The organism is Microbispora sp. H10949, from assembly GCF_014161435.1.
Taxonomy (GTDB): domain Bacteria; phylum Actinomycetota; class Actinomycetes; order Streptosporangiales; family Streptosporangiaceae; genus Microbispora; species Microbispora triticiradicis.
On the sequence record NZ_JABBWZ010000002.1, the window covers coordinates 159,161 to 183,835 of the forward strand.

Below are 24,675 nucleotides of genomic sequence, written 5' to 3' on the forward strand. Positions count from 1 at the left end.
GCCGTTCCCCCTGTTGGGGGCCACCGGGTGAGAAGTGCGCCGGGCGCGCGACAATACCTTTCCGTGGACAGCGCTTCGCACCTGCCCGGGCTCCGGCACAGCTACGAGGGTGAGCCCCTGCTCGAAACCGGCATGGCCGACGACCCGGTGACGCAGTTCGCGCTGTGGTTCGCGGACGCCGTCGCCGCGGGCCTGCCCGAACCGAATGCCATGGTCGTCGCCACCAGTTCCGCCGGTGGCCGTCCCTCCGCCCGCACCGTCCTCCTCAAGGGGTTCGACGAACGCGGGTTCGTCTTCTTCACCAACTACGAGTCTCGCAAGGGCCGCGACCTCGCCGAGAACCCGCGGGCCTGTCTGTTGTTCCCCTGGCATCCGATCCGGCGGCAGGTCCGCGTGGAGGGCCCGGTCACCCGGATCTCGCGCGAGGACAGCGCGGCCTACTTCCACTCCCGGCCGTACGGGTCGCGCATCGGCGCGTGGGCCTCCCGCCAGTCCGCCGTGGTGGAGTCGCGTGAACGGCTCGACGCCCGCTACCGGGAGCTGGCCGAGCGCTGGCCCGAGGACCCGCCGATGCCGGACTTCTGGGGCGGCTTCCGGGTGGCGCCCGCGGAGGTCGAGTTCTGGCAGGGTCAGACCGATCGCATGCACGACCGGCTCCGGTACCGGCTGGCGCGCGGCTCCTGGGTCATGGAGCGCCTGGCCCCATGACCCCGGAGGCGGCGGTGCGGGCCGCGACCGTGAGGTCGGCGAGGAAGCCCGCGTACGCCTCGTCCCGGTCGGGCGCGCGCAGGATCGCCGAGGGGTGGATCGTCGCGACGTAGTAGGCGCCCTCCCGGCGCGGGACCGGCTCGCCCCGGTGGCGGGTGACCCGGAAGTCCGGGCCCAGCAGGGCCCGGGCGGCGGTGGCGCCCAGCACCACGGTCACCTCCGGGTCCACCAGGCGCATCTCGGCCTCCAGCCACGGCCGGCAGGCGTTGATCTCCCCGACGGTCGGTTTCTGGTGGATCCGGCGTTTGCCGCGTAGCGTGAACTTGAAGTGCTTCACCGCGTTGGTGACGTACACGGCCTCGCGGTCGATGCCCGCCTCCTCCAGGGCCCGGTCCAGCACGCGGCCCGCGGGCCCGACGAACGGCGCGCCCTCGTGGTCCTCCTGGTCGCCCGGCTGCTCGCCGACCAGCATGAACCGCGCGTCCGGGACGCCCTCGCCGAAAACCGTCTGGGTGGCGTCGCGGTAGAGGTCGCAGCCTTCGCAGTGGCGCGCGGCCTCCCTGAGGGCGGGCAGACTGACCTCGTCAGGAAGGAATCGCTGGGCTCCGATGTTTCCCATCCTGGGTCGCTTCCCCAATAGGGTCGGCTGCGAACGCGGGGGAGGTCGTAGCATCGTTGTAGTAGTGGAGGAGCCTTGACCGCACATGGCCTGATCGACACGACGGAGATGTATCTCCGCACGATCTTCGAACTCGAAGAAGAAGGCATCGTGCCGCTCCGGGCCCGGATCGCCGAACGCCTGCAGCAGAGCGGCCCGACGGTCAGCCAGACGGTGGCGCGGATGGAACGCGACGGCCTGGTCAAGGTGCAGGGGGACAGACACCTCAGCATGACCGATCTCGGCCGTACGCTCGCGATCCGCGTGATGCGCAAGCACCGCCTGGCTGAGTGCCTGCTCACCCAGGTGATCGGCATGCCCTGGGAAGAGGTCCACATCGAGGCGTGCCGGTGGGAGCACGTGATGTCGGAGTCGGTGGAGACCCGGCTCGTCGGCCTGCTGCAGAACCCCCGGTTCTGCCCCCACGGCAATCCGATCCCCGGTCTCGACGAGCTGGGGGTGCCGCAGCCCGGTTCGGGCGGGGATGAGATGGTGTCTCCCATGGTGACCCTCGCGGGTCCGAGCGCCGTGCCCGTCGTCGTGCGGCGAATCAGCGAACAAGTGCAAAGCGACCCGGCTGTGATGCTTAAACTCAAGCAAGTTGGGATACAACCCGGACGCGAGGTGACGCTCGCGGCGAGCGACAACGGTGTACGGGTGACAGGTGATGGTGAGGTGGGTAGCACGACCGCGGACCTTCCGCGCGATGTGGCCTCTCACGTTTTCGTCACCAGACGATGACGGAAAGAGTTGTGCCTGGTTGAATCCCGTAGGGAGTCCTTCATTTCTCGCGACCCAGCCTTCGCAGGAGCGCCCGTGCCCGGCATAGCGAACCCGCCTCGTCAAGGGATGGTCGTGGCATGAGGCGCTGGGGAGACTTGTCACAGGACGCGGACGACCGCCTCACCGCCGGCTCCGTGCTGGACCACGCGGAGATGGCCGTGGTCGTGACCGACCGGTTCAGCAACGTCCTCTACTGGAACCCCTTCGCCGAGCGGTTGTTCGGCCGGGTGGGCGCGAATCCGGGCCGGGAGTCGCTGCGTACCCTCGGCATCTCCGACCACGACCACCCGCTCGCGGCCGACCTCGCCAAGCAGGTGCTGCGGGGCGGGGTGTGGGAGGGCACCTTCGACGTGGTCCGGGGCGACGGCACACTGATCTACGTACGCGCCCAGGCCGTGCCGCTGCGGCATCCCTCCGGCTCGATCACGGGCATCGTGATCACCGCGCGCGAGGCGATGCGCAGCAACGAGCGCGAGAAGGACCGCTTCGGCCTGCTGGAGCGGATCGGCGAACGGCTGGCGGGCTCCCTCTACGTCGAGGAGACGCTCAACCGGGTCGCGGAGTCGCTCGTCCCGCAGTTCGCCGACCACTGCTTCATCGAACTGGCCGAGGGCGACCGTCTGGTCCGCAAGGTCTCCACCCACGTGAGCGGCTGGACGCCGCCGCCGGGCTCCTGGCCGCCGGTGGGCGCGGAGATCGCCTACCCCCTCGGGCACTACGCCGACACCGCGCTGCGCCGCCAGGAGACGATCCTGGTCGAGGACTTCTCCCAGGTCAGCTATCCGGCGCCGAGCGAGGGCGAGGCCCGCCTGTTCGCCGAGATCGGGGTGACCTCCGCCATCGTCGCCCCCCTGTGCGTGCGCGGCGAGACGCTCGGGCTGATGTACCTGCTCCTGTCCAACCTCACGAACCGGCACTCGCCCCACTACGACACCTTCGACCGCGACTTCGTCGGCGCCATCGCCACCCGCGTCGCGCTCGCCGTCGACAACGCGCTGCTGTTCGAGGAGGAACGGCACACCGCCGAGTCGTTCCAGAAGCACCTGCTTCCGCGTGTGCTGCCGTCGTTCGACGGGCTGGAGATCGCCCACCGCTACTTCCCCGCCGCCCCGCTCGCCACCCACGGCCAGGGCATCCAGACCCAGGTGGGCGGCGACTGGTACGACGTGATCCCGCTGTCGGCGGGCCGGGTCGGCATCGTGATCGGCGACGTCGAGGGCCGGGGCGCCAAGGCCGCGGCGGTCATGGGCCAGCTCAGGGCCGCGCTGCGGGCCTTCGCCCAGGACGACAAGCCGCCCGCCGACATCCTCGCCCGGCTGGACGAGTGGACCCGCGTGGTCGCCTCGCCGGAGCACGACGACTTCGGCGCCGACATCACCAACCCGCCGATCGTCACCTGCCAGTACATGGTGTACGACGCCTGGTCGAGGCAGCTGTGGTTCGCCAACGCCGGGCACGCGCCGCCGCTGCTGCTCGTGGACGGCGAGGTCAGGGACCTGGAGATCACCGAGGTCGGCCAGCCGCTCGGGGTGCGGGCCAAGGGCATGCACGCCGACCTGGTCTACAAGGAGGAGACCCGAATCCTGCCGGCCGGGGCGACCCTGCTGCTCTACACCGACGGCCTGGTCGACCGCAGGCCGCCGCGCGACGCGGCCGCGGGTGCGTACGACGACGAGACGCTGACGGTCCTCCGCGAGAAACTGGCCAAGTCCTCGGGGGAGTCCGTCGAGCGCATCGCCGACCTCGCCACCGGCGCGGTCCCCGGCGAGATCGACGACGACATGGCCATCCTCGTCGTCCGCGCGGCCGGCACCGAACTTCAGTCGCAGGAGCGGACGTTCCCGGCGCAACCGATCATGGTGAGCGAGGCCCGGCGGATGGCGTCCGAGGCGTTCGAGGCGTGGCAGGTGCCCGAGGAACGCGCGGAGCTGGCCTGCCTGCTGGTCTCCGAGGTCGTGACCAACGTGGTCCTGCACGCCGCGAGCGCGGGCGTGCCACGCCGCGAGCTGGTGCTCGACGGCCCGCCGCTGCCGTTCGACGAGTCGTGGGACGTGCCGGGCTTCGAGGAGGAGATGGCCGGCGACAAGGAGTTCACCCTCCGGCTGCGCCGGGGCGGGGAGTCCGTCTGGGTGGAGGTCTTCGACCAGGACCTGCGCCTGCCGCGCATCCGCAGCGCGGGGGAGAACGACGAGGGCGGCCGCGGCCTCTACCTCGTGGACCAGCTCGCGCGGCGCTGGGGTTCCCGTCCGACCCGGGAAGGCAAGGCGGTTTGGTTCGAGATCCCCATCGGCGGCCGGTGACCGATCCGCATCGGCGGCCGGTCGCCCTCCGCGCTCGGCGCGCGCCGGCGCGGAAAGACGCGCATACTGATCGTCATGGACCCCGGACTCATCCTTCTGGTCTTCCTGGCGTTCCTGTTCGCGTGGCTGCTGAACAAGGTGCGCCGGTTCTTCCGGCTGGGCACGGTGGCCTACGCGGGGGTGATGATCGTCTTCGTGCTGGTCATGCTGCTCCTGTGGGGCCAGCAGCACCGCTGACGCACGTCGCGGCGACCCCCTCCAGCAGGCAGGCCAGCCCGAACTCGAACCGCTCGCCGTAGGTCTGGTCCCGGGCCTCGAGGACCCGCCGGGCGAACTGCGGGTAGGCGCCGCTCTCGATCACCTCGCGGATGTACGGGCCGACCCCGGCCCGCCACTGCTCCTCCGTCAGGCCGGTCCGGCGTTGCGCCTCCTGCTCGGCGGCTTCGCGGGAGACGGCTCCCGCCACGTAGTCGCCGACGAGGGCGACGACGCCGGCCGCCAGCGTGATGTCGGAGGTGAGCTGCCCGGCGGCGGCGAGCGCGTGCTCCATGCCGCGCAGGGAGTTCGGGCCGAGCGCGGGCCGGGTCGCCATCACCGCGCCGAGCCAGGGATGACGCAGAAGCGTCGCCCGATGCGCGCGCGCCATCGCCGCCAGGTCGGCCCGCCAGTCCCCGGTCAGCGGAGCGGGCTCCGTCTCGCCCGCGATCGCGTCGACCATCAGCTCCAGGAGCTCGTCCCGCCCGGCCACGTACCGGTAGAGCGAGGTCGTGCCCGAGCCGAGATCGGCGGCGACGCGCCGCATGGAGAGCGCGTCGAGCCCCTCGGCGTCGGCCAGCGCGATCGACGCCTCCACGATGCGCCCGACCGTCGGCGCCTGCCGCCGCGGCGTGGGCCGTTCCCGGCCCCACACCCGGCCTGGAAGTGAGCTCTCCGCACCCATGGCGCCCATCGTACCGGTGCGGGTACGGTGTTCCCATTACGGGAACGCCGTGCCCGAAACTGGAGGAGGGCCTATGCGTACGACAGAGGTGCTGGTCGTGGGAGGCGGCTCGGTGGGACTGGCCACGGCGGTCTTCCTGAGTCACCACGGAGTGAGGACGCTGCTGGTGGAGCGCGACGAGGGTCCGCGGTCGCACCCACGGGCCACGGGAATCGGCGTCCGGACGGTGGAGATGCTCCGGGAGACCGGCCTGGCCGGCGCGGTGGACGCGGTCGCCCTCGACTGGTCGGCGGGAGCCCTGGGCAAGGCGCGGGCGCGGACCCTGGCCGACCTGGCGGAGACCGCCCCGCCCGCGCCCGCCGTCCCCCGGCAGGTGCCCTACAGCCCCGCCGCGTTACGCGGCCCCTGCCCGCAGAACCGGCTGGATCCCGTACTGCTCGCCGCCGCCCGCGAGAATGGCGCGACCGTGTCGTACGGCACCGGGCTGGTCTCGTTCACCCAGGACGAGGAGGGCGTCACGGCCGTGCTGTCCACGGGAGAGCGGGTGCGGGCCCGCTACCTGGTGGCGGCCGACGGCGTCCGCAGTGAGGTCCGGGCCGCGCTGGGCATCGGCCTGACCGGTCCGGGCGCGCTCACGGAACCGGGGCAGAACATCTTGTTCCGCGCCGACCTGCGGGAACTGGTCCGCGGACGCCACTTCGTCGCCTGTGAGATCACCGATCCGGCCGCGCCGGGCATGCTCATCACGATCGACGGCGAGAAGGAGTGGGTGTTCCTCACCGGACTCGACCGGGAACCGGCCCCCGCGCTGATCCGCGCCGCGACCGGCGTGCCGGATCTGGACGTGGAGATCCTCAGCACGCTGGTCTGGCGGGTGCGGGCCCAGGTCGCGGAGCGGTTCGCCCAGGGGCGGGTGTTCCTGGCCGGAGACGCCGCGCACGCCGTGCCGCCGCTCGGCGCCTTCGGCCTCAACACGGGTGTCGCCGACGGGCACAACCTGGCCTGGAAGCTGGCCCTCGTGCTCCGCGGCGAGGCCGGCCCCGCGCTGCTCGGCACCTACGACGCCGAACGCCGGCCGGTGGCGTCGCTCACCATGGAGCAGGCGCTGGTGCGGATGTCCGACCCCGCCCTGCACTGGGGCCACGGCCCCGCCGCGGCGGAGGCGCGGGCGGCGGCGGGCGCTCTCAACGCCCCGGTCGTGCACCTCGGCCAGCGGTACGTCTCCGCGGCCGTGATCGACCCGCGGCCCGAACTGCCCTCGGCCGAGGACGTGGTCGCCTGCCTCGACGGTTCCCCCGGCTCGCGGATGCCGCACGCCTGGGTGTCCGAGGGCGTGTCCACTCTCGACCTCGTACGGTCGCGGTTCACCGTCTTCACCAGGCGGCCCGGCGAAGACCGCGACGAGGCGGGCGGCGCCGCGTGGCCGGCCGAGGCGGCCAGGCTCGGCCTGACCGCCCACGCCGTCGATCTGGCCGAGATCCCGCCGGGCGGCGCGCTGCTGGTGCGCCCCGACGGGTACGTCGCCTGGCGGGCGGAGGGCGGCCCCGAACGGCTCGGCGGCGTGCTCGACCGCCTGCTGGCCCGCGGGCGGGACGGCTAGAAGTCGAACGACCTGCCGATGATCTCCTTCATGATCTCGGTGGTGCCGCCGTAGATCGTCTGGACCCGGCTGTCCAGCCAGGCCTTGGCGACCGGATACTCCAGCATGTAGCCGTAGCCGCCGTGTAGCTGGACGCACCGGTCGACGACCTTGTTCTGCAGCTCGGTCGTCCACCACTTGGCCTTGGCCGCGTCCACCGCCGTCAGTTCCCCGGCGTTGAGCGCGCGCACGCACTTGTCCAGATAGTGGCGGGCGATGTCGACCTCGGTGGCCAGTTCGGCCAGCACGAACCGGGTGTTCTGGAACTTGCCGATGTTCCGGCCGAAGGCGGTGCGGTTGCGGCAGTACTCGATCGTCTCCTCCAGGACGGTCTCCGCCGCCGCCACGGCCGCGACCGCGATCGACAACCGCTCCTGCGGCAGGTTGTTCATCAGCTGGAAGAACCCCTGGCCCTCCTCGTCGCCGAGGAGGTTGGCCACCGGCACCCGGACGTTCTGGAAGAACAACTCGGCCGTGTCCTGGGCGTGCATGCCGACCTTCTCCAGGTTGCGGCCGCGGGTGAAGCCCTCCATGCCGCGCTCCACCATCAGCAGCGACGTGCCGCGGGCGCCCGCCGAGGGGTCGGTCTTGACGACGACCACGACGAGATCGGAGTTGATCCCGTTGGTGATGAAGGTCTTCTGCCCGTTCACCACGTAGTGGTCGCCCTCGCGGACGGCGGTGGTCCGGATGCCCTGCAGGTCGCTGCCGGCCCCCGGCTCGGTCATCCCGATCGCCGTGATCAGCTCGCCGGACGCGAAGCCCGGCAGCCACCGCTGCTTCTGCTCGTCGTTCGTGAGGTCGACCAGGTACGGCGCCATGATGTCGTTGTGCAGGCCGAAGCCCAGGCCCGTCGCGCCGACACGGATGATCTCCTCGACGATCACCGTGTTGTAGCGGAAGTCGGAGATGCCCGAGCCGCCGTACTCCTCCGGCACGGAGAATCCGAACATGCCCAGCTCACCGGCCTTCTTCCACACCTCGCGGGGGACGATGCCGTCCTTCTCCCACTGCGCGTGGTGGGGGACGACCTCACGGGCCATGAACTCACGGACGGTCTCACGGAAGAGGTCGTGCTCCTCGTCGAAGAGGTCTCGCCGCATCAGGTACGCCTCCGGGGCAGGATCGGTCAGCGGCACCAGAATACGATTCTGGTGGCGCCCCGGTCGATCCGCTCTCTCTCGTACGGCGGGTCACAACTCCGACAACATCGCCATAACGACCCCTTTGACCACTTCCGTACCTCTAAGATCTAGCTCGCGTTTGCTGTAGGCCCGCCAGGGCGCGGACCTTTGATCGGAGTATGTGGTGAAACGGTGGAGAGCGGGTCTCCCTAGGACCATGGCCGCCTTGGCCCTCGGCCTGGCCGGCACGGCGGCGATCGTCGTACCGGCGGTGACGGCCACGGCCAGTACCGCCGACCTCGTCGTCGACTACGCCTGTAACCAGGGCATCGCGGGGACGGGATCGGGCACGGTCTATCTCCGGACGAAGCTCACTGTTCCCACGACGCTGAACGTCAAGGATCCCCTCAACGTCGCCTGGAACCTGGCGTACCGGGACGCGACGCGTTTCGGGGCGCCCACCCTGCTGCCCAACGGCGGCAGGATCTACGTGACCGGAGAGGTCAACCTCAGCGACGGCTGGCAGGGACAGCTGCAGCCGGTGGGGAGCATCGACCAGACCGAGGCGATGAAGAAGGGCACCCCCCTCACCCTGCCGACCACGATCTCGGACTTCGCGTACACCACGAGGGCCGGCACGGTGACGGTCAAGCCGGGCAACCTCTATGTGGACTTCCGGCCGCCCGCCTCAGAGATCATGGTCAACGACGACGACCCCTCGATCACCTACAGCCCCGGCGACTGGAACAACGTCGACGACCGGCCGAGCGGGGACAACGACTACCACCTGGACTTCCACCGGACCACCAAGGCCGGCGCGTGGGCGTCGCTCACCTTCACCGGCACCGGGATCGAGTACGTCACGCAGCGGGACCGGCGCGCGGGACCGGTCGAGTTCTGGGTCGACAACCAGTTGGGGACGCCGCCGCGGGTCAACCCCTCCCGCAACGACGACGACACGATGGTGAACGACTCGAACGTCGGGGGCCAGACCCTGTGGAGCTTCAAGGGGCTCGACTACGGCCAGCACACGATCACCATCAAGAACGTCGAGGACAAGCGGACGCTGCTGGACGCCTTCCGCGTCATCACCGGTGAGCTGCCCGGCCCGCCGCCGCAGTACCGCGCCACGTGCACGCTCATCAGCGCTCCGGTCGCCGTGCAGGTGACCATCGGCGGCGGTGACACGCCGGGCAGTCCGTCTACGTCGCCTGACACGTCTCCGTCCGTTTCGCCGGACACCTCGCCGTCGACGTCGCCGAGCGGCACGCCTGACGGCAACAGCCCGTCGCCGTCTCCGTCGGTGTCGCCGAGCAAGACGCCGAGTTCTTCTCCGTCGGCGGCGGCGACGCAGAGCTATCTGACGAGCGTGATCGTGAAGGGCACCCCGTCGCCGACGGCGACGCGTACCGTGACGCTGACCGCGACGCCGACGGTGGCGCAGGTGGCGGTCACTCCGCAGGGCGGCGCGCAGACCGGTGAGGCTCCGGAGCGGATGGCCGCATCGGGCCCGCTCCTGCTCGGCTCCGGCGGCGCGCTACTGATGATCGGCGTGCTCAGCGGCGTGGCACTGCTGCGGCGCAGGGCGGCGCACGCGGGCGAGCGGGGCTGAGGAGGATGACGATGAACCCGACTCCTGAGGGCGGCGCCCCCGCCCAGGACCCACAGAGCGGCCAAGCCGCGCAGAAAGCGCAGAGCGGCCAAGCCGCGCAGAGCTCCCAGAGCGTGCCGGACGCGCAGGGCGGTACGGGCCCGCAGAGCGTCCAGGGGGACGCGGCGGGGAAGCGTAGGGGCCTTCCGCAGCCTGTTCTCGCGACGCTGCTCGTGGCCGGGTCGTTCGGCGGCATCGCCGCCGTGATGGCGGGCATGCTCGCCGTGCTCTCGCCCGGCGGCTCCCAGGACGCCGGTCAGACGCCGGGCGTGCAGTTGAACGTGCAGGACGCCGGAAGCGTGGCGTTGCTGCCTCCGACCGTAGGCCCGGGCGGGCCGGGCGTGCCGCTGACGGCGGCGAACGCGACCGCGCCGCCGCCGCAGCCCGCCATCCAGCCGATCGGCCCGCTGACCCTCACCACCACCACGGCCTCGTCGTCCTCCTCGCCGGTGTCCTCGTCCTCGAACACGGCGAAGACGAGCACGGCGAAGACGGCGACGGCGAAGAAGGTCACCGGCAGGCCGCTGAAGATCAGCATTCCGTCGATCGGCGTGAAGGCCGCCGTCGGCTCCGTGGGAGTGCAGAAGTCCGGCGCCATCCAGGCGCCGCCGCTGAGCAGGCCGAGCCTCACCGGGTGGTACCGCTTCGGGCCCGCCCCCGGCGACCAGGGGCCGGCGATCATCCTCGGGCACGTCAACACCCGTAAGGGCGCGGCGGTGTTCAGCCGCCTGCGCGAGCTCAAGCGCGGCAACAAGATCGCCGTACTGCGTGCGGACGGCAAGACGGCGATCTTCACGGTGGACGGGATCGAGCAGGTCAGCAAGTCGGCGTTCCCGACCAAGCGGGTCTACGGCAACACGATCACGTCCTCGCTGCGGCTGATCACCTGCGGCGGCGTCTTCAACGCCAAGCAGCACAGCTACACCGACAACATCGTCGTCTACGCCACGCTGACGGCGACCAAGGGCAAGGGCAAGTAAGCCCGAGTCCGCTCGCCCGTGAGGGGCGCCGTCGCGCCCCTCACTCCGGCGGGTGGTCAGCCCAGCCCGATCACCTCCTCGCCCTCCCGCGCCTCGCGCTCGGGCGGGTCGAACGGCTCGCGGCGTCCGGCCGCACGCGCGGCCCGGGCGGCGCGCTGGACCAGCAGTGTTCCGGCCACCGCCGCGAGGGCCACCACGACCAGCGCGTACGGCTGCCGCCAGGGCGGGGAGCCGCCGTCCGCGGCCGCGGCTCCGCTCGCCCGCATCGCCGCGGGTTGTGAGGACGGCGGCGCGAGTCCTGCCTGCCCGGCGGCCTGCGCGGTCGCCTGCCCGGCCTGCTGCTCGGGCGAGGAACCCGACGGGGTGGCGAACGGCGCACGGGCGGGGATCACGGTCGCCGCCTTCCAGGGGAACCCCGGCGGTTTCACCCGGCCCCAGTAGTCCGTGATCTCCGAACCGGCCTGCATCGCGTACTGCGGCGGGGCCGGCTTCAGCGTCCCCGGCACGGTGAGCGTCCCCACCTCGTAGGGCGCGAACTTGCCCTGCACGCCCTGCACCCGCCACCGCCCGGCCGGCACCGTGATCGTCGTCGCGTAGTGGGCGGGATCCGGCAACGGCGTCCCGCCGAAGCTCAGGGTCGTGCCGTCCTCTCCCGTCAGCAGCAGGCCGGTCGGCCCGAGCGCGCCGTAGTCGTCGTACGGATGCGTGCCGTGCTGCAGCACCCAGTAGCCGACCGTGTAGGACACACCGGGCCGCAGCGTCGCGGGCAGCGGATCGAGTTCGGTGACGGCCCAGAACCCCGCGCGGGCGTGTGCGGGCGGCGCCGCCACCAGGACCGCCGCCAGCGCGGCGAGTACCATGATCAGTCGTCTCATCTCAGTCAACCTCCGCCCTGCTTACCGCCGGAAGTCCGTGAGGGTTCCCTGAGAATTTCCTGACTTCCCGCTGCATGTGGTTATGGCGGTGGTCAACTCCTGGAAGACTGATGGCCAACCTGTACGCGACTGAGGTGGCGGGAGAGACGGCGTGGCCGACCCGAGCGTCCGGCAGCGGAGTGGCCGGCGACGAATCGCGGCGCGGGTGGCGGCGGGAGCGACGGCGGCGTTCGCGCTGATGACGTGGCCGGTGCTCGCGGCGAGCGAGACCAAGACCGTCCTCTACTCCTGCACCGCGATGGGCGGCGGCCAGGGGACCTACCCGGTGAGCGTGACCCTGCTCGGGCCCGACAGTCCGACGGTGGGCGGCAACGTCCCGGTCACCTGGCGGATGGCCCCCGCCACGACCGCCGAGGGGCAGACGCCGATGCTCGCGCCGACGGCCGTCGCGTCCGGCGACGCCGTGGCCGCGGAGGGCGTGATGAAGGTGACCGGCACCCCCGTGGTGAGCGGGTCTCCCTCGCCGTCCCCCAGCGCGAGTGCGAGTCCCAGTGCCAGTGCCAGTGCCAGCGCGAGTCCCAGTGCCAGTGCCAGTGCGAGCCCCAGCGTCAGTCCCAGCGCGACTCCGAGCCCGAGCCCGCCCGCCGGTGACACGGATCCGCAGGGAGGCACCGACACGACGCCGTCCCCGGACGAGTCGGATCCGGCGACGGGGTCCCTCGCCGCGGAAGGCGGCCGCACGCTGAGCCCTTCGGCCAGAGTGACCGCCGAGACGCCCGTGGCGGCGCAGGCCACCCTGTCGCCGATCCCCGATCTGGTCGTCACCCTGACCCCGACGGCCACCGGGGTCGTCGGCGTGGAGGCCGGCGACTTCACGCTGCGGCTGCTGCCGTCCGGGACCGGCACGGGAGCGGCGCTCTACACGTGCACCCTGCCGGCCTCCGCGGCCGGGGCCTCGCTCGCGCTCACCGTCGCCGCCTCGGCGTCGCCCTCCGCCTCTTCGTCCGCGTCGCCGAGCCCGTCGGACACCGATGACGACGACACGACCACGACGCCCAGCCCGGCCGAGACCACCACGACGACGGCGACCGCGACGGCGACGGTCACGCACACCGCCACGGCCAGGGCCACCACGACCGTCTCCCACACGGTGACCGCGCAGGTCAGGACGACCCCGGTCGGCGGCGCGCAGACGGGCGCGGGCGGCGACGCGGGCCCGGACGCCCGGGTCGTCGTGCTGACCGGCCTGCTGCTGATGGCCGCCTCCGCGGCCGGAGGCCTGCTGCTCCGCCGGCTCGGCCCGGGCGCGCGTCCGTACGGCGGGCGGTAGCGTGGAGTGACGCGGATATGACGAAAACATGACCAGGTTTGGGGAATCGGCGGCGAGGATGGGGCTTTTGTCCGTAAAATCTCTACCCTGTCGTGACCGTACTCTGGAATGCTGGTACGCCTGTTCATTCTGAGCACAAGTAGGGGAGAGAAGTCAGTGCTGAAGTCCAAGGCGCGGGGCCGTGTCGCCGGGAGGGCCGCCGCGGCCGGAGTAGTCAGCGCGGGCGTCCTCCTCGGCCTGACCGCGCTCGGCGCGCAGGCCGACGTGAAGACCGTCAGCTACACCTGCACCCCGTCGGCCACCGGGGCCACGCCCGTCAACCATGACTTCACCGTGTCGCTCACGGCGAACACGGCGGCGACCGGCACCCAGTACACGGCGACCCTGAGCATCGCGGCGGTCGCGCAGTCGCCGTTCCCGGCGCCGGTGGCGATCGAGAGCGGTGCGTCGATCCAGCTGCAGCCCAGCGTGGCGGCCACGGTGCTGCCCGCCACGGCGACCGCGGGCGTCTCCACGCCATCGCCGACCAACTCGGTGACCGCGAACGTGGCGGCCCAGGGGACGATGCCCCCGCTGCCGGTGGCGACGCTGACCGTCACCCCGTCCACCGGGGCCACGTCCGTCGCCCTCACGGCGAAGGACTTCACGATCAACATGCTCGCGCCCGCCGCGACGGGCACCGTCACGACGACGCCCACCCTGCTCTACAGGTGTGCGATCGCGTCTTCGGGCACCAACACGACGCCCGCGTCGGCGACGATCGCGGTGACGGCCTCCTCCAGCGCGACCCCCACTCCCAGCCCCTCCGCCACGCCGAGCGCGACGCCCACGCCGCGCGGTACCCGCACCGTGTACGAGACGGTCACCGCGAACACCGCGACCGACAAGGCGACGACCAGGCAGGAGCAGGTTCCCCACACGCCCGCGGGCGGCGCCGCCACCGGCGGCGGAGGAGACGCCGGCCCCGACGCGCGCCTGTTCGTGCTCACCGGCACCGCGCTGATGCTGGCGGCGGCGGGCGGCGGGCTCGTGCTCCGGACCCGGCGCAGGCCGGCGCGGCAGTAGGACGGTGCCATGACGACCCCGCCACCTGGACAGTACCCGCCGGGCCAGCCGTACGGCATGCCTCCCGGGCCGGGCGGTCAGGGGTACCCCCAGCCGGCCTACGGCCAGCCCGTCTTCCAGCCGGTCGTGCTGCCCCCCCAGATGCAGCCCGTACAGCAGCAGCCGCAGCCGCGGCAGGAGCCGCCCACGGGCGGCGCCGCGCAGACGGCCCGCCGTGTGCTGATCACTGCGGCCATCGTGGGGCTGGTCACCGTGCTCGTGGGTGTGGTGATCATGGTGAACCACCCGGACGAGTACGCCCCGTCGAGCCGTACGTCGCTGAAGATGGTGGTTCCGCAGAACGGCCTGGCTCCGTCGGTGGGTCCGGGCGGCGTGGGGCAGCCGCTGACGCAGGCGGTCGCGGGCGCCCCGGCGCCGTTGCCGAAGCTCCCGGCCGCCCCGGCCCTGCAGCCGTCCACGCCCAAGCGCCTGGTCATCCGGAAGATCGGCGTGAACGCGCCGATCAGCTCGGTCGGACTGGACCGCGCCGGCGCGATCCAGACCCCTCCGATCAACAACCACAACCTCGTCGGCTGGTACCGGGGCGGCCCGACCGTGGGAGAGGCCGGTCCGGCCGTCATGCTCGGCCACAAGGACACCGTCTCGCGCAGCGCCGTGTTCAGCCGCCTGCACGAGCTCGCGTACGGCGACACGATCGAGGTCCTCCGCATGGACGGGACGATCGCTGTCTTCACCGTGGGCGGCATCGAGCAGGCCGACAAGCAGACGTTCCCGACGAACCGGGTGTACGGCCAGGCCGCGGACGCCGAGCTCAGGCTGATCACCTGCGGCGGCTCGTACAACCGCACGACCGGTCACTACACCGACAACGTCATCGTCTACGCCCTGATGACCGGCACCCGCCTGGCGAAGTCGAAGTCCTGAACCGGGCGGCCCGCCGGAAAGGGTCGTGGAGAACGCCCCAGGAGGGCTATCGTCTCTTCGACCGATCATGAGGAGGGCCTTGTGGGCTGGTTGTCCAATCTCCTGCTCCCCGGCCGGCTGCGCACAGGCCCCACGGCACTGCTGCCCGCCCGGCCGGACCCGAAGACACTGCTGGCGATAGCGCAGCTCGCCGATCCCGAGGCGAGGCCGGACGGGGACGACGTCCTCGCGGGCGGCTCGCGCGTCCAGCCACCGATCGAGCTCGGCCCGGACCTCCTGGCCAAGCTCGGCGTCCCCGGCGAGGAGCCGCTCTGGGCGTGCCGGATCGCCGCCGACGGCCCGCTGCCGGTGGACTTCTTCGACAAGAGCCTGGCCGAGGGCATCGCGTACCGGCTGGGCGGCTGGTCGGTCTGCCAGGGCGAGCCGGTCGACCCCGCCGAGGAAGACGGCGGCGATCCGGTGGTCTACCTGCCGGCCGTACCGGAACCCGAGGAGGTCCTGCCGGTCCTGGCGGGGCTGCTCCACGCGGACGCCGTGGACGGTGCCAGGTGGCCGGAGGGCGAACTCGTCGACGGCGTCGTCCACGTCCCCGTGCGCCGGGGCAGGGTGGCCGACGTGTACGCGGACGACGACCTGGTGATCACGATCGAGGAGGGTCACCGCGTCCCGCCCGTCGCCCAGGCCCGCTGGCCGTACCTCACCGAGATCGCCGTCGCGAGAGTCTCGCCGGCCGGCCGTACGGAGGAGACGCGGCCCGCCGCCGAGGCGACCGGAGGCACGGAGGACACCGAGGACGCCGAGGACGCCGACGACACGGCCGCCGTCGCCTCCGGCGGCGAGGTTCCCGTCGCGCCGGGCGAGGAGACCGCGCGTCCCGAGGACGTGGATGATCCGGACGCCCTGGAGAGCGACGCCGCGGAGACCGGTGCTGTGGAAACCGGGGTGGTGGAAGGCGGCGTGGCGGAAGGCGGTGCCGGGCCCGGCGACGACGCGGTCGCCGTCGCGCGGGACGCGCTCGTCGGGCGGGCGGCGGTGGCACTGGAGATCGCGCAGCGGCTGCAGGGGATCGCCGCCGACAGCCGGGGCTTCCAGCTCGCCGAGCCCGCCGACGTGCTGCCCGGGGGATATGCCGGAACCCCGCTCGCCTGAACCCTGCCCACCTGAACCCCTGCTCACCTGAATCCTGCCTGTACCGCGCCTGCCCCGACGAAAGCTCTGGTGTAACCTCTCACTAACCGAACATTGCTCGGTTTTGCTCGGGAGGCACTGTGGCAGAGGCGTACATCGTCGGGGCGGTCCGCACTCCGGTCGGCAGGAAGAAGGGCGGGCTCTCCACGGTCCATCCGGTCGACCTCGCCGCGCACACGCTCTCCGCGCTGGTCGAACGCACCGGGGTCGACCCCGCCGCCGTCGACGACGTGATCATGGGCTGCGTGATGCAGTTCGGCCCGCAGTCCATGGACATCGCGCGCAACGCCTGGCTGAGCGCGGGACTGCCGGAGACGGTGGCCGGCGTCACGATCGACCGGCAGTGCGGATCGTCGCAGCAGGCCGTCCACTTCGCCGCGCAGGGCGTGCTGTCGGGCACCCAGGACCTGGTCGTGGCGGCCGGCGTGGAGTCGATGTCGATCGTCCCGATGGGGTCGAGCATCACGGCCGCCCTGGAGAAGGGCATGCCGTTCCCGTTCGGCGACAAGTGGGTCGAGCGGTACGGCACGCAGGAGATCTCCCAGTTCCGCGGGGCCGAGCTGATGTGCGAGAAGTGGGGCCTTACCCGGGAGGACCTGGAGGTCTACGCCTACGAGAGCCACCAGCGGGCGGCCAAGGCGATCGCGGGCGGCCACTTCAGGGAGCAGATCGCCCCGGTCGGCGACGTGGCCGACGACGAGGGGCCGCGGCCCGACACGACGCTGGAGAAGATGGCCGGGCTCAAGACGCTGCGTGAGGGCGGCCGGATCACCGCGGCCACCTCCTCGCAGATCTCCGACGGCTCCGGCGCGCTGCTCATCGCGTCCGATCGGGCGGTGCGCGAGCACGGACTCGTCCCGCGCGCCCGGATCGTCACCCTGGCGCTGGCCGGGGACGACCCCGTCTACATGCTGACGGCCCCGATCCCGGCCACCCGCAAGGCGCTGGACAGGGCCGGGCTGTCGATCGGGGACATGGACGTCATCGAGATCAACGAGGCCTTCGCCCCGGTGCCGCTGGCCTGGCTCAAGGAGATCGACGCCGACCCGGCCAGGACCAACCCCAACGGCGGCGCGATCGCCCTGGGACACCCGCTCGGCGGCACCGGCGCGATCCTCATGACCAAGCTCCTGCACGAACTGGAGCGCACCGGCGGCCGGTACGGCCTGCAGACGATGTGCGAGGGCGGCGGCCAGGCCAACGTCACCATCATCGAGCGACTCTGACCCAACGGGCCCGGCACGCCGGTGGAGCTCACCGTTGATCCATCGGTGCTCGTCTCGGTCCGAGGCGACCGCCGGGCGGCGAGAAGACGAAGGGCACTCCGGGCCGGCCGGAGTGCCCTTCGATGTGTGGACGGCCTACTTGGCCTTCGGGAGCCGCCGAGGCTGCCGTACGGGCCTCATGGGCGGCGCCGGGATCTGGCGCGGCGGGGGCGGGAAGGAACGCCTGGGCTGCGGAGTGCGCGGGTTCTGCTTGCCGCCGTCGCCGCTTCTGCCGGACACGCGAGTACGCATAAGGGATCTCCTGGTACGTCGAGACGCGGCACCGAGGTGCCGTCACTCAGCCGCCGCGTCGGATGGACAGGGCCGGAAAGCTGAGCGGATCAGCGTGGGCTGATCAGCGGTCGCCGTAGAGAATCCACATGCCGGTGACCCTAACAATGCGGCGCAACCGGGCACAAAGGATTTTTCGCGCGTCTAATCGTCACCAAGTGCGGGCCGCCGGCGTACAAGCGGAGTCCAAGTCGACTCCCAGATCATCCCAAGTCCGGTCGTGTCTACTCATATCCGTCAGAGAGACACAGTCCCACCAGGAGTGATTCCAGTGAAGTCCATCAAGCGCGCCGCCGCCGTCCTCGCCACCACGGCCGTGGCCGTCACCACCTTCGGCGTCCTGTCTGCCCCGGCGCACGCGATGCAGCCCGGTGACGGCTGGTACCGCTGCTACGTCTCGGGCTACGGCTGGATGTGGTGCTACAACGTGTGAGCCCATCCGGCTCATCCCCGCTCCACGGGCCCGGCCCCGTCCCGCAGTGTCGCGGGGCGGGGCCCGTCCCGTTCCCGGGCAAAGTCGTTCCGACGGGCCGAACGGCTCAGCCGATGCGGCGGTGCACGTCGTCGAACGTGGCCGGTCCGATGCGCTGCGAGGCGATCCACGGCCCTTCCAGCGACGGGTCCACGATCCCCTCCTCCATGAACGTGTACCGGCCGTCGAGCACCCGCCGGGCCAGCCGTACGTCCTCGGCGTCGGTGTTCTCCCACAGCCGGTCGAACAGCGCCTCGGCCCGCGTCCGGGCCTGATGGCAGAAGGTGTCGGCCAGTTCGTACGGCTTGAGCCCGAACTCGGCTGAGTCCTCCTGCGCGCGCACGCAGACCGCGGTGATCGCGAGCAGTTCCGCGCCGATGTCCACGATCCGCGCCAGGAACCCCTGCCGGTGCTCCAGCCGTCCCTGCCACCGGGACATCCCGTAGAACGTCGACCTCGCCAGCTTGCGGCTGGTCCGCTCCACGTACCGCAGGTGCCGGGCCAGCGGGCCGAACTCCGCGTACGACGTGGGCATCTGGCCCGGGCCGGTGACCAGGCCCGGCAGCCACTTGGCGTAGAAGGCGCCGGCCCGGGTGGCCGCCCGGCCCTTGGCCCGCAGGTCGGACTTCGGATCGATGAGTTCGCCCGCGACCGACAGGTGGGCGTCCACCGCCTCCCGGGCGATGAGCAGATGCATGATCTCGGTCGAGCCCTCGAAGATGCGGTTGATCCGCAGATCGCGCAGCATCTGCTCGACCGGCACGCCGCGCTCGCCGCGGGCGTGCAGCGACTCGGCGGTCTCGTAGCCGCGGCCGCCCCGCATCTGCACCAGGTCGTCCATCACCCGCCAGCCCATCTCCGAGCCGTAGAGCTTGGCCAGCGCCGCCTCGATGCGGATGTCGTTGCGCTCGTCGTCGGCCAGCCGGCCGACCAGGTCGACCACCGACTCCATCGCGTACGCGGTGGCGGAGATGAAGGCGACCTTCCGGGCGACGGCCTCGTGCTCGCCGACGGGGCGTCCCCACTGGACCCGCGCCCGGCCCCACTCCCGGGCGATCTTGGTGGCCCACTTCGCCGCGCCGACGCAGGTGGCGGGCAGGGAGAGGCGTCCGGTGTTCAGCGTGGTCAGGGCGATCTTCAGGCCCTGGCCCTCGCGGCCGATCAGGTTCTCGGCGGGCACGCGCACCTGGTGGAGGCGGGTCACGCCGTTCTCGATGCCGCGCAGCCCCATGAACGCGTTGCGGTGCTCGACGGTGATGCCGGGGGAGTCGGCCTCGACCACGAAGGCGGAGATCTTGGTGCCGGTGCGCGCCATCACGACCAGCAGGCCGGCCACGACGCCGTTGGTCGTCCACAGTTTGACGCCGTTGATCACATAGTCGTCGCCGTCCCGTATGGCGGTCGTCGACAGACGGGCGGGGTCGGAGCCGACGTCCGGCTCGGTCAGCAGGAACGCCGAGATCTCCCCGCGCGCGCATCTCGGCAGGAAGCGCCGCTTCTGCTCCTCGGTGCCGAACAGCCGCAGCGGCTGCGGCACCCCGATGGACTGGTGGGCCGAGAGCAGCGCGCTCAGCGCGGGGGAGCACGAGGTCACGAGGGCCAGCGCCCGGCAGTAGTACAGGTGGCTCAGCCCCAGCCCGCCGTACTCCTCCTCGATGGTCATCCCGAACGCGCCGATGGCCGCCAGGCCCTTGATCACCTCGTCCGGGATCACGGCGGTGCGCTCGATGAGCGCGGGATCGACCTTCTCCTGCAGGAACGTCCGCAGGACGCGCAGGAAGTGGTCTCCCTTCTTGATCTCCTCCTCGCTCAGGCGGGGAGCGGGGTGCACCAGGTCCAGCCGGAAGTCCCCGAGAAAGAGCTGCCTGCCGAAGCTCGGGCGGGTCCACTCCGTCTCGCGCGCCTGCTCGGCCACCTCCCTGGCCCTGGCGTAATCGGTCGTCATGGTCGACCTCCTCGGCGGTGAAGCGAGCTGTGCTCGTTAACTACCCGCCAGTAGCCTTTTGCACCACCGGGAGCCCGATATGTACGGCCGTGCCTCCGCCAGGGGAGGAGATGATCCGGCACCGGCCGCCGTGCGCCTCCACGATGGCCTTCACGATCGACAGGCCGAGCCCCGCGCCGCCCGACAGGTGGTCCTCCCCCCGCTGGAACCGGTCGAAGGCGCGCTCGGCCTGCTCCGGGCTCATGCCGGGGCCGGTGTCCGACACCTGGATCGTCACCGCGCCGGGGGCGCGCAGGATCCGTACGGTGGCCTTGGTGTCCTCGGGGGTGTGCGCCCGCACGTTGCCGAGCAGGTTCACCAGCACCTGGCGGATCCTGGCCTCGTCCACGACCGCGACCAGCGAGGAGGGAGCGTCCACGGTCACCGGGTACGCCGGGTCGAGGGCTGCCGAGTCGGCCGCGACCTCCCGGGCCAGCTGCGCCAGGTCGGTCTCGGCGAGGGCCAGGGCCGCGCCGCGGTCGAGCCGCGCGAGCTCCAGCATCTCGCCCACGAGGCGGCCCATGCGGTTGGCCTCGGCCTCGATCCTTCCCATGATCTTCGGAAGGTCCCCGGACGGGATCGCCCCCGCCCGGTACAGCTCGGCGTACCCGGAGATGGTCGACAGCGGGGTGCGCAGCTCGTGGGAGGCGTCGGCGGCGAAGCGGCGCACCCGGTCCTCCGACGCCTGGCGGTCCCGGAAGGCGTCCGCGATCCGGTCGAGCATCAGGTTGATCGCGGCGCCGAGCCTGCCCACCTCCGACGACCCCTCGGGCATGCGGGCCGACAGGTCGCCTCCCTCGGCCACCAGGTGGGCGGTCCGCGCCATCTTGCCCAGTGGAGCCAGACCACCGGCGATCAGCAGCCGCCCGCCGGCGGCCAGCAGCAGGATCAGCACCCCGCCGGTCGCCAGTTCGCTGACGAGAAGGTGGCGCACCGGGTCGTCGACCGCGTCCAGGGGCACCGCGACGACCATCAGCCGCAGGCCGCTCCGGGACAGCGCGGCCGCCGCGATCATCTCGTTCTCCCCGCCGGGATCGAGGTCGAAGGTGTCACCCTGCGCCGCGTACGCCAGCAGCCGGCTCCTGCCCAGCGCCTCGGCCAGCCCGGGGACCACCGCGGCGTTGTCGGCGTCGCCGCTGACCAGATGGGCCCTCCCGGCGGCCATGTCGTAGGCCGCGACGGCGTAGGTGGAGCCGGTGAGCGCCTGCGCCAGCGGGTCGTCCTCGACCACCCGCCGCGCCGCCGTGACCGTCGCCGCCTGCACCTGTCCCTCCAGGCGCGTACGCAGGTGCCCGCGCAGGACCACGACGCTGGCGAGGGAGAGCACGACGAGCAGGACGGCGCTGACGCCGAGCAGCCCGGCGAGCAGCCGCGTCCGCAGCGACATCACGAACCCTGGGGCGGGCGGAGCGCGTACCCGATGCCGCGCTGGGTGTGGATCAGCGGCGGCCCGAGCGGGTCGAGCTTGCGCCGCAGGTAGGAGATGTAGGTTTCGAGCACCTGGGAGCTCCCGCCGTAGCCCCAGACCTCCTCCAGGAGGCGCCTCTTGGTCAGCACCAGCCCGGCGTTGGCCATCAGGAACGCCAGCAGGCGGAACTCGGTCGGCGACAGGTCCACCGGCACGCCGCCGCGGCGCACCTCCCACCGCGCCTCGTCGAGCTCCAGGTCGGCCACCCGGAGGGTCGGTCCCTGTCCCCGCTCGGCCGCGGCGGGCACGGTCGTACGGCGCAGCACCGCACGGATCCGGGCGATCAGCGCCTCGACGGAGAAGGGCTTGGTCACGTAGTCGTCCCCGCCGAGGCCCAGCCCGCGCACGGTGTCGGCGACCGCGTCGCGGGCGGTGAGGAAGATCACCGGGGGGTGGACGCCGTCCACGCGGATCCGCCGGCACACCTCGAAGCCGTCGATGTCGGGCAGCATGACGTCGAGGACGACCAGGTCGGGCTGGTCCCTGCCGACCTCGTCGATCGCGGCCGCCCCGGTGCCGACGGCCGTCACCGTGAAACCGTGGAACCGGAGCGCGACTTCCACGATGTCTCTGATGTTCGGCTCGTCCTCCACGACGAGGATCCTGGTTTCACTCATTGGGGACCCATTGTGCAGGTCTACGTCCTTGGTCGCATTTCGCCGGTCGATTCCGAGACGCGAGCGACTTCCTTCAGGACGTGTGCGACTTATCGTGGCACGCGGGCGACGCAGAACACGGTCTGGCCGAACGGCGGGGTGACGAACCGCTCGATGAACCGGGTCACCGGCACCACGGTCCGGTCGTAGATCTTGACGAGCCGGGGGTCGGGGTAGCCCACGCCACCCCGCCGTACGGCCGCCCACCAGGCGATGCCGCCGAGGAAGTTGATCGGCTTGAGCACCTCGACGCCGAGGCCGGCGTCGGTGACCGTCTTGCGGAGCGTGGCCGGGGTGTAGCGGGTGACGTGCCCCACCTTGCGGTCGAAGTCCCCGTAAAGCTGCATGTAGCCCGGCACCCAGATGACGATCCGGCCGCCGGGGGCGGTCACCCTGGCCAGGGACCGCAGCGCCTCGGCGTCCTCCTCGATGTGTTCGAGGACGTTCATCATCACGACCGTGTCGACCGGTTCGTCCAGCGGAATCCGCGTCGGCAGGCCGAACTGCAGCACCGACACGTCGTCGCGGTCGGCGAACCGCTTCCGCAGCTGCTCCACGCAGTAGGGATCGAAGTCGCTCACCACGAGCCGGTCGAGACGCGGCAGGAACTGCTCCGCGAAGTGCCCGAGCCCCGAACCGATCTCCAGCAACGACCGCCCGACGTGCGGCGCGACCATGTCGAACTCGTACTGCCGGTAGTTCTTGGCCTCGTCGCCGCCGAGGTGGTTCTCCAGAGCCTCGTCGCCGGCGGCCGGCTGGACTACTCGGTCATACCCAGACATAGAATCCTCGTTTGCAGCGCTGACGATCGTGGAAAGTGTAGTGCCCGTCCTATCGGCCGGTATCCGCTTCGCGCGGGGGTGGGCCGGGACACGCTTCGGGGTTCTCGACGGTCTTTTCCCCGTAGTTCGTGGACGGATCATCCGTCCCCCCATAGTCTTCACCTTCCCGACGCCCCCCGAGTGACATTTCCCCCCGATGGACGACGACGAGGCTGTGACCCGCGCGCTGGCCGGTGATCTCGGCGCCTACGAGGTGCTGGTCACCCGCTACAGCACGATCGCGCACCGTACCGCGAGCCTGCTCGGCGCGGGCGACGAGGCCGAGGACGTCGTCCAGGAGGCCTTCGTCAAGGCGTTCCGCCATCTGCGGAGCTTCCGCAGGGACGCGTCGTTCCGCCCGTGGTTCCTGCGGATCGTGGCCAACGTGACCCACGACCTCACCCGGTCGCGTGGCCGCCGCTCCGACCTCGCCGTACGGCTGGGCCGGGAGCGGGAGCCGTACGAGCCGGACGACCCGGAGAGCGCGGCGATGGGCGCGGACGGCAGGAGCCGCCTGTACGAGGCGGTGCGGCGGTTGCCCGACGGGGAACGCGAAGCGGTGGTGTGCCGGTACTTCCTGCAGTTGTCCGAGGCGGAGACGGCCGAGGTCCTCGGCGTACGGCTCGGCACGGTGAAGTCGCGGACGTTCCGGGCCCTGCGACGCCTGCGGGAGGAGGTGGGCCGTGAGCATCTCGGATGACGGCCGTCCCGGCGACCCCGACATCCCGGAGACGCCGGACGCCCCCGACGCCTTGGACGGCCCTGAGACGACGGAGCCGGCGGAGACGACCGTGGAGGCGCTGGAGGAGCGGCTGCGGGCGCTCGGAGAGCACCTGGGCGCTTCCGGGCCGCCTCCCGCCGACGTGGCGCTCGCCGTCCGGGCCCGGCTGGAGAACGACGACGCGCCGATCCTGCCCACTCGCCGGATCGGTTGGCGGCCCAAGTGGTGGCTCAGGCGGCCGTCGCCGCGCCTCGCGGCCGCCCTGGTGGCGGTGCTGGTGGCGACCCTGCTCGGCGCGACCCCGCAGGGACGGGCCGCGGTGGTGTCGGTGCTCCGGTTCGCCGGGGTGGAGATCCACGTCGGCGGCGCAGGGCCGCTGCCGACGGGACTGCCCGGCCCGCTCCCCGGCGAGCGCCGGGTCACGCTGGCCGAGGCGCGGCGGGCCGTGCGGTTCCCCGTCGCCGTGCCGTCCGCGCTGGGCGAACCGGCCGACGTCCGCGTGGCCGACGGCGGCCGGGTCGTGACGCTGCTGTGGCCGGGCATCCGGCTCGACGAGTACGACGGGACGCTGGCCGTCGTCTGGCACAAGGAACTGGGCGAGCCGTGGCCGGAGCAGGTGGGCGCGGTCGGCGGCTGGTGGATCTCCCGGAACCACGGGGTGTCGTACGTCTCGGCGGAGGGCCGGGCGCGGGAGGAGCGGGTGGCCGGGCCCACGCTCATCTGGCAGCACGGCCTGGTCGGGCTGCGCCTTGAGGGCCCCGGCCGCGACGAGGCCGTGCGGATCGCCTCCTCCGTCCGCTGAAGCGGAACGCGCGGGGGAGCGGCGGAGGGG

Annotated in this window: 23 protein-coding genes; 15 read left to right on the forward strand and 8 right to left on the reverse strand. The window is 71.8% G+C overall.

Annotation, left to right across the window (positions count from 1 at the left end; genetic code table 11):
* The first annotated feature begins 63 nt into the window (after positions 1 to 63).
* Entirely contained in the window at positions 64 to 708 is a 645-nt protein-coding gene (gene pdxH / locus HHX40_RS04935; RefSeq protein ID WP_111699948.1) for a pyridoxamine 5'-phosphate oxidase, read from the forward strand.
* On the opposite strand, the gene HHX40_RS04940 is transcribed toward pdxH, so the two are convergent.
* A complete protein-coding gene (locus tag HHX40_RS04940; RefSeq protein WP_182879608.1) occupies positions 686 to 1,327 on the reverse strand; it encodes a UdgX family uracil-DNA binding protein in 642 nt (213 codons plus the stop codon). The genes pdxH and HHX40_RS04940 overlap by 23 nt on opposite strands.
* A 75-nt stretch (positions 1,328 to 1,402) precedes the next feature.
* On the opposite strand from HHX40_RS04940, the gene HHX40_RS04945 reads away from it, so the two are divergent.
* The 3 genes from HHX40_RS04945 (at position 1,403) to HHX40_RS04955 (ending at position 4,686) form a co-directional block, all read left to right on the forward strand.
* Positions 1,403 to 2,107, forward strand: coding sequence for a metal-dependent transcriptional regulator (locus tag HHX40_RS04945; protein WP_111699946.1), 705 nt, complete (start codon positions 1,403 to 1,405; stop codon positions 2,105 to 2,107).
* Between the two features lie 119 nt (positions 2,108 to 2,226).
* Positions 2,227 to 4,449 carry a SpoIIE family protein phosphatase gene (locus tag HHX40_RS04950; RefSeq protein ID WP_182879609.1) on the forward strand — a complete coding sequence of 741 codons (2,223 nt, stop codon included), beginning with the start codon at positions 2,227 to 2,229 and terminating at the stop codon, positions 4,447 to 4,449.
* A gap of 75 nt (positions 4,450 to 4,524) precedes the next feature.
* A complete protein-coding gene (locus tag HHX40_RS04955) occupies positions 4,525 to 4,686 on the forward strand; it encodes a hypothetical protein (protein ID WP_165900601.1) in 162 nt (53 codons plus the stop codon).
* On the opposite strand, the gene HHX40_RS04960 is transcribed toward HHX40_RS04955, so the two are convergent.
* Positions 4,652 to 5,389, reverse strand: a complete 738-nt coding sequence (locus HHX40_RS04960) for a TetR/AcrR family transcriptional regulator C-terminal domain-containing protein (RefSeq protein ID WP_182879610.1) — start codon at positions 5,387 to 5,389, stop codon at positions 4,652 to 4,654. The genes HHX40_RS04955 and HHX40_RS04960 overlap by 35 nt on opposite strands.
* 73 nt (positions 5,390 to 5,462) lie before the next feature.
* Between HHX40_RS04960 and HHX40_RS04965 the strand changes: the two genes are divergently transcribed.
* Positions 5,463 to 6,989 carry an FAD-dependent oxidoreductase gene (locus HHX40_RS04965; protein ID WP_182879611.1) on the forward strand — a complete coding sequence of 509 codons (1,527 nt, stop codon included), beginning with the start codon at positions 5,463 to 5,465 and terminating at the stop codon, positions 6,987 to 6,989.
* On the opposite strand, the gene HHX40_RS04970 is transcribed toward HHX40_RS04965, so the two are convergent.
* Entirely contained in the window at positions 6,986 to 8,131 is a 1,146-nt protein-coding gene (locus HHX40_RS04970; protein ID WP_138460622.1) for an acyl-CoA dehydrogenase family protein, read from the reverse strand. The genes HHX40_RS04965 and HHX40_RS04970 overlap by 4 nt on opposite strands.
* Before the next feature lie 238 nt (positions 8,132 to 8,369).
* Between HHX40_RS04970 and HHX40_RS04975 the strand changes: the two genes are divergently transcribed.
* Together HHX40_RS04975 and HHX40_RS04980 are read left to right on the forward strand one after the other, a co-directional pair.
* On the forward strand, positions 8,370 to 9,764 hold the full coding sequence (locus tag HHX40_RS04975; RefSeq protein WP_182879612.1) for a hypothetical protein: 1,395 nt from the start codon (positions 8,370 to 8,372) through the stop codon (positions 9,762 to 9,764).
* Between the two features lie 11 nt (positions 9,765 to 9,775).
* Positions 9,776 to 10,783, forward strand: a complete 1,008-nt coding sequence (locus tag HHX40_RS04980) for a class F sortase (RefSeq protein ID WP_182879613.1) — start codon at positions 9,776 to 9,778, stop codon at positions 10,781 to 10,783.
* A gap of 56 nt (positions 10,784 to 10,839) precedes the next feature.
* Here the strand turns inward: HHX40_RS04980 and HHX40_RS04985 are convergent, their stop codons facing one another.
* Positions 10,840 to 11,658 (reverse strand): hypothetical protein, encoded by an 819-nt coding sequence (locus HHX40_RS04985; protein ID WP_182879614.1) that lies wholly within the window; start codon positions 11,656 to 11,658, stop codon positions 10,840 to 10,842.
* A gap of 151 nt (positions 11,659 to 11,809) precedes the next feature.
* On the opposite strand from HHX40_RS04985, the gene HHX40_RS04990 reads away from it, so the two are divergent.
* The 6 genes from HHX40_RS04990 (at position 11,810) to HHX40_RS05015 (ending at position 18,154) form a co-directional block, all read left to right on the forward strand.
* Complete coding sequence (locus tag HHX40_RS04990; RefSeq protein ID WP_182879615.1) at positions 11,810 to 12,988, forward strand: hypothetical protein; 1,179 nt, start codon at positions 11,810 to 11,812, stop codon at positions 12,986 to 12,988.
* A 156-nt stretch (positions 12,989 to 13,144) separates the two neighbouring features.
* The gene (locus tag HHX40_RS04995; protein WP_182879616.1) at positions 13,145 to 14,053 is read left to right on the forward strand and encodes a hypothetical protein; all 909 of its coding nucleotides are present in this window, start codon (positions 13,145 to 13,147) and stop codon (positions 14,051 to 14,053) included.
* Positions 14,054 to 14,062: 9 nt separating this feature from the next.
* Positions 14,063 to 14,977, forward strand: a complete 915-nt coding sequence (locus HHX40_RS05000) for a class F sortase (RefSeq protein WP_111699937.1) — start codon at positions 14,063 to 14,065, stop codon at positions 14,975 to 14,977.
* 81 nt (positions 14,978 to 15,058) lie between these two features.
* Positions 15,059 to 16,126: a hypothetical protein gene (locus HHX40_RS05005; protein WP_182879617.1), complete on the forward strand. Its 1,068-nt coding sequence runs from the start codon at positions 15,059 to 15,061 to the stop codon at positions 16,124 to 16,126.
* 119 nt (positions 16,127 to 16,245) lie between these two features.
* Entirely contained in the window at positions 16,246 to 17,391 is a 1,146-nt protein-coding gene (locus tag HHX40_RS05010) for an acetyl-CoA C-acetyltransferase (protein WP_182879618.1), read from the forward strand.
* A 601-nt stretch (positions 17,392 to 17,992) separates the two neighbouring features.
* Positions 17,993 to 18,154: a hypothetical protein gene (locus tag HHX40_RS05015; protein WP_167521443.1), complete on the forward strand. Its 162-nt coding sequence runs from the start codon at positions 17,993 to 17,995 to the stop codon at positions 18,152 to 18,154.
* A gap of 106 nt (positions 18,155 to 18,260) precedes the next feature.
* On the opposite strand, the gene HHX40_RS05020 is transcribed toward HHX40_RS05015, so the two are convergent.
* From HHX40_RS05020 to HHX40_RS05035, 4 genes are all read right to left on the reverse strand, one after another.
* Positions 18,261 to 20,138, reverse strand: coding sequence for an acyl-CoA dehydrogenase family protein (locus HHX40_RS05020; RefSeq protein WP_182879619.1), 1,878 nt, complete (start codon positions 20,136 to 20,138; stop codon positions 18,261 to 18,263).
* 40 nt (positions 20,139 to 20,178) lie between these two features.
* Complete coding sequence (locus HHX40_RS05025) at positions 20,179 to 21,564, reverse strand: sensor histidine kinase (protein ID WP_182874098.1); 1,386 nt, start codon at positions 21,562 to 21,564, stop codon at positions 20,179 to 20,181.
* Complete coding sequence (locus HHX40_RS05030; protein WP_182879620.1) at positions 21,564 to 22,262, reverse strand: response regulator transcription factor; 699 nt, start codon at positions 22,260 to 22,262, stop codon at positions 21,564 to 21,566. Before HHX40_RS05030 ends, HHX40_RS05025 begins: the two co-directional genes overlap by 1 nt.
* A gap of 89 nt (positions 22,263 to 22,351) precedes the next feature.
* A complete protein-coding gene (locus HHX40_RS05035) occupies positions 22,352 to 23,083 on the reverse strand; it encodes a class I SAM-dependent methyltransferase (protein WP_111699931.1) in 732 nt (243 codons plus the stop codon).
* Between the two features lie 196 nt (positions 23,084 to 23,279).
* On the opposite strand from HHX40_RS05035, the gene HHX40_RS05040 reads away from it, so the two are divergent.
* The gene (locus tag HHX40_RS05040; protein WP_182874097.1) at positions 23,280 to 23,822 is read left to right on the forward strand and encodes an RNA polymerase sigma factor; all 543 of its coding nucleotides are present in this window, start codon (positions 23,280 to 23,282) and stop codon (positions 23,820 to 23,822) included.
* Positions 23,806 to 24,645, forward strand: coding sequence for a hypothetical protein (locus HHX40_RS05045; protein WP_182879621.1), 840 nt, complete (start codon positions 23,806 to 23,808; stop codon positions 24,643 to 24,645). The genes HHX40_RS05040 and HHX40_RS05045 overlap by 17 nt, the downstream gene beginning before the upstream one ends.
* Positions 24,646 to 24,675: the final 30 nt, after the last annotated feature.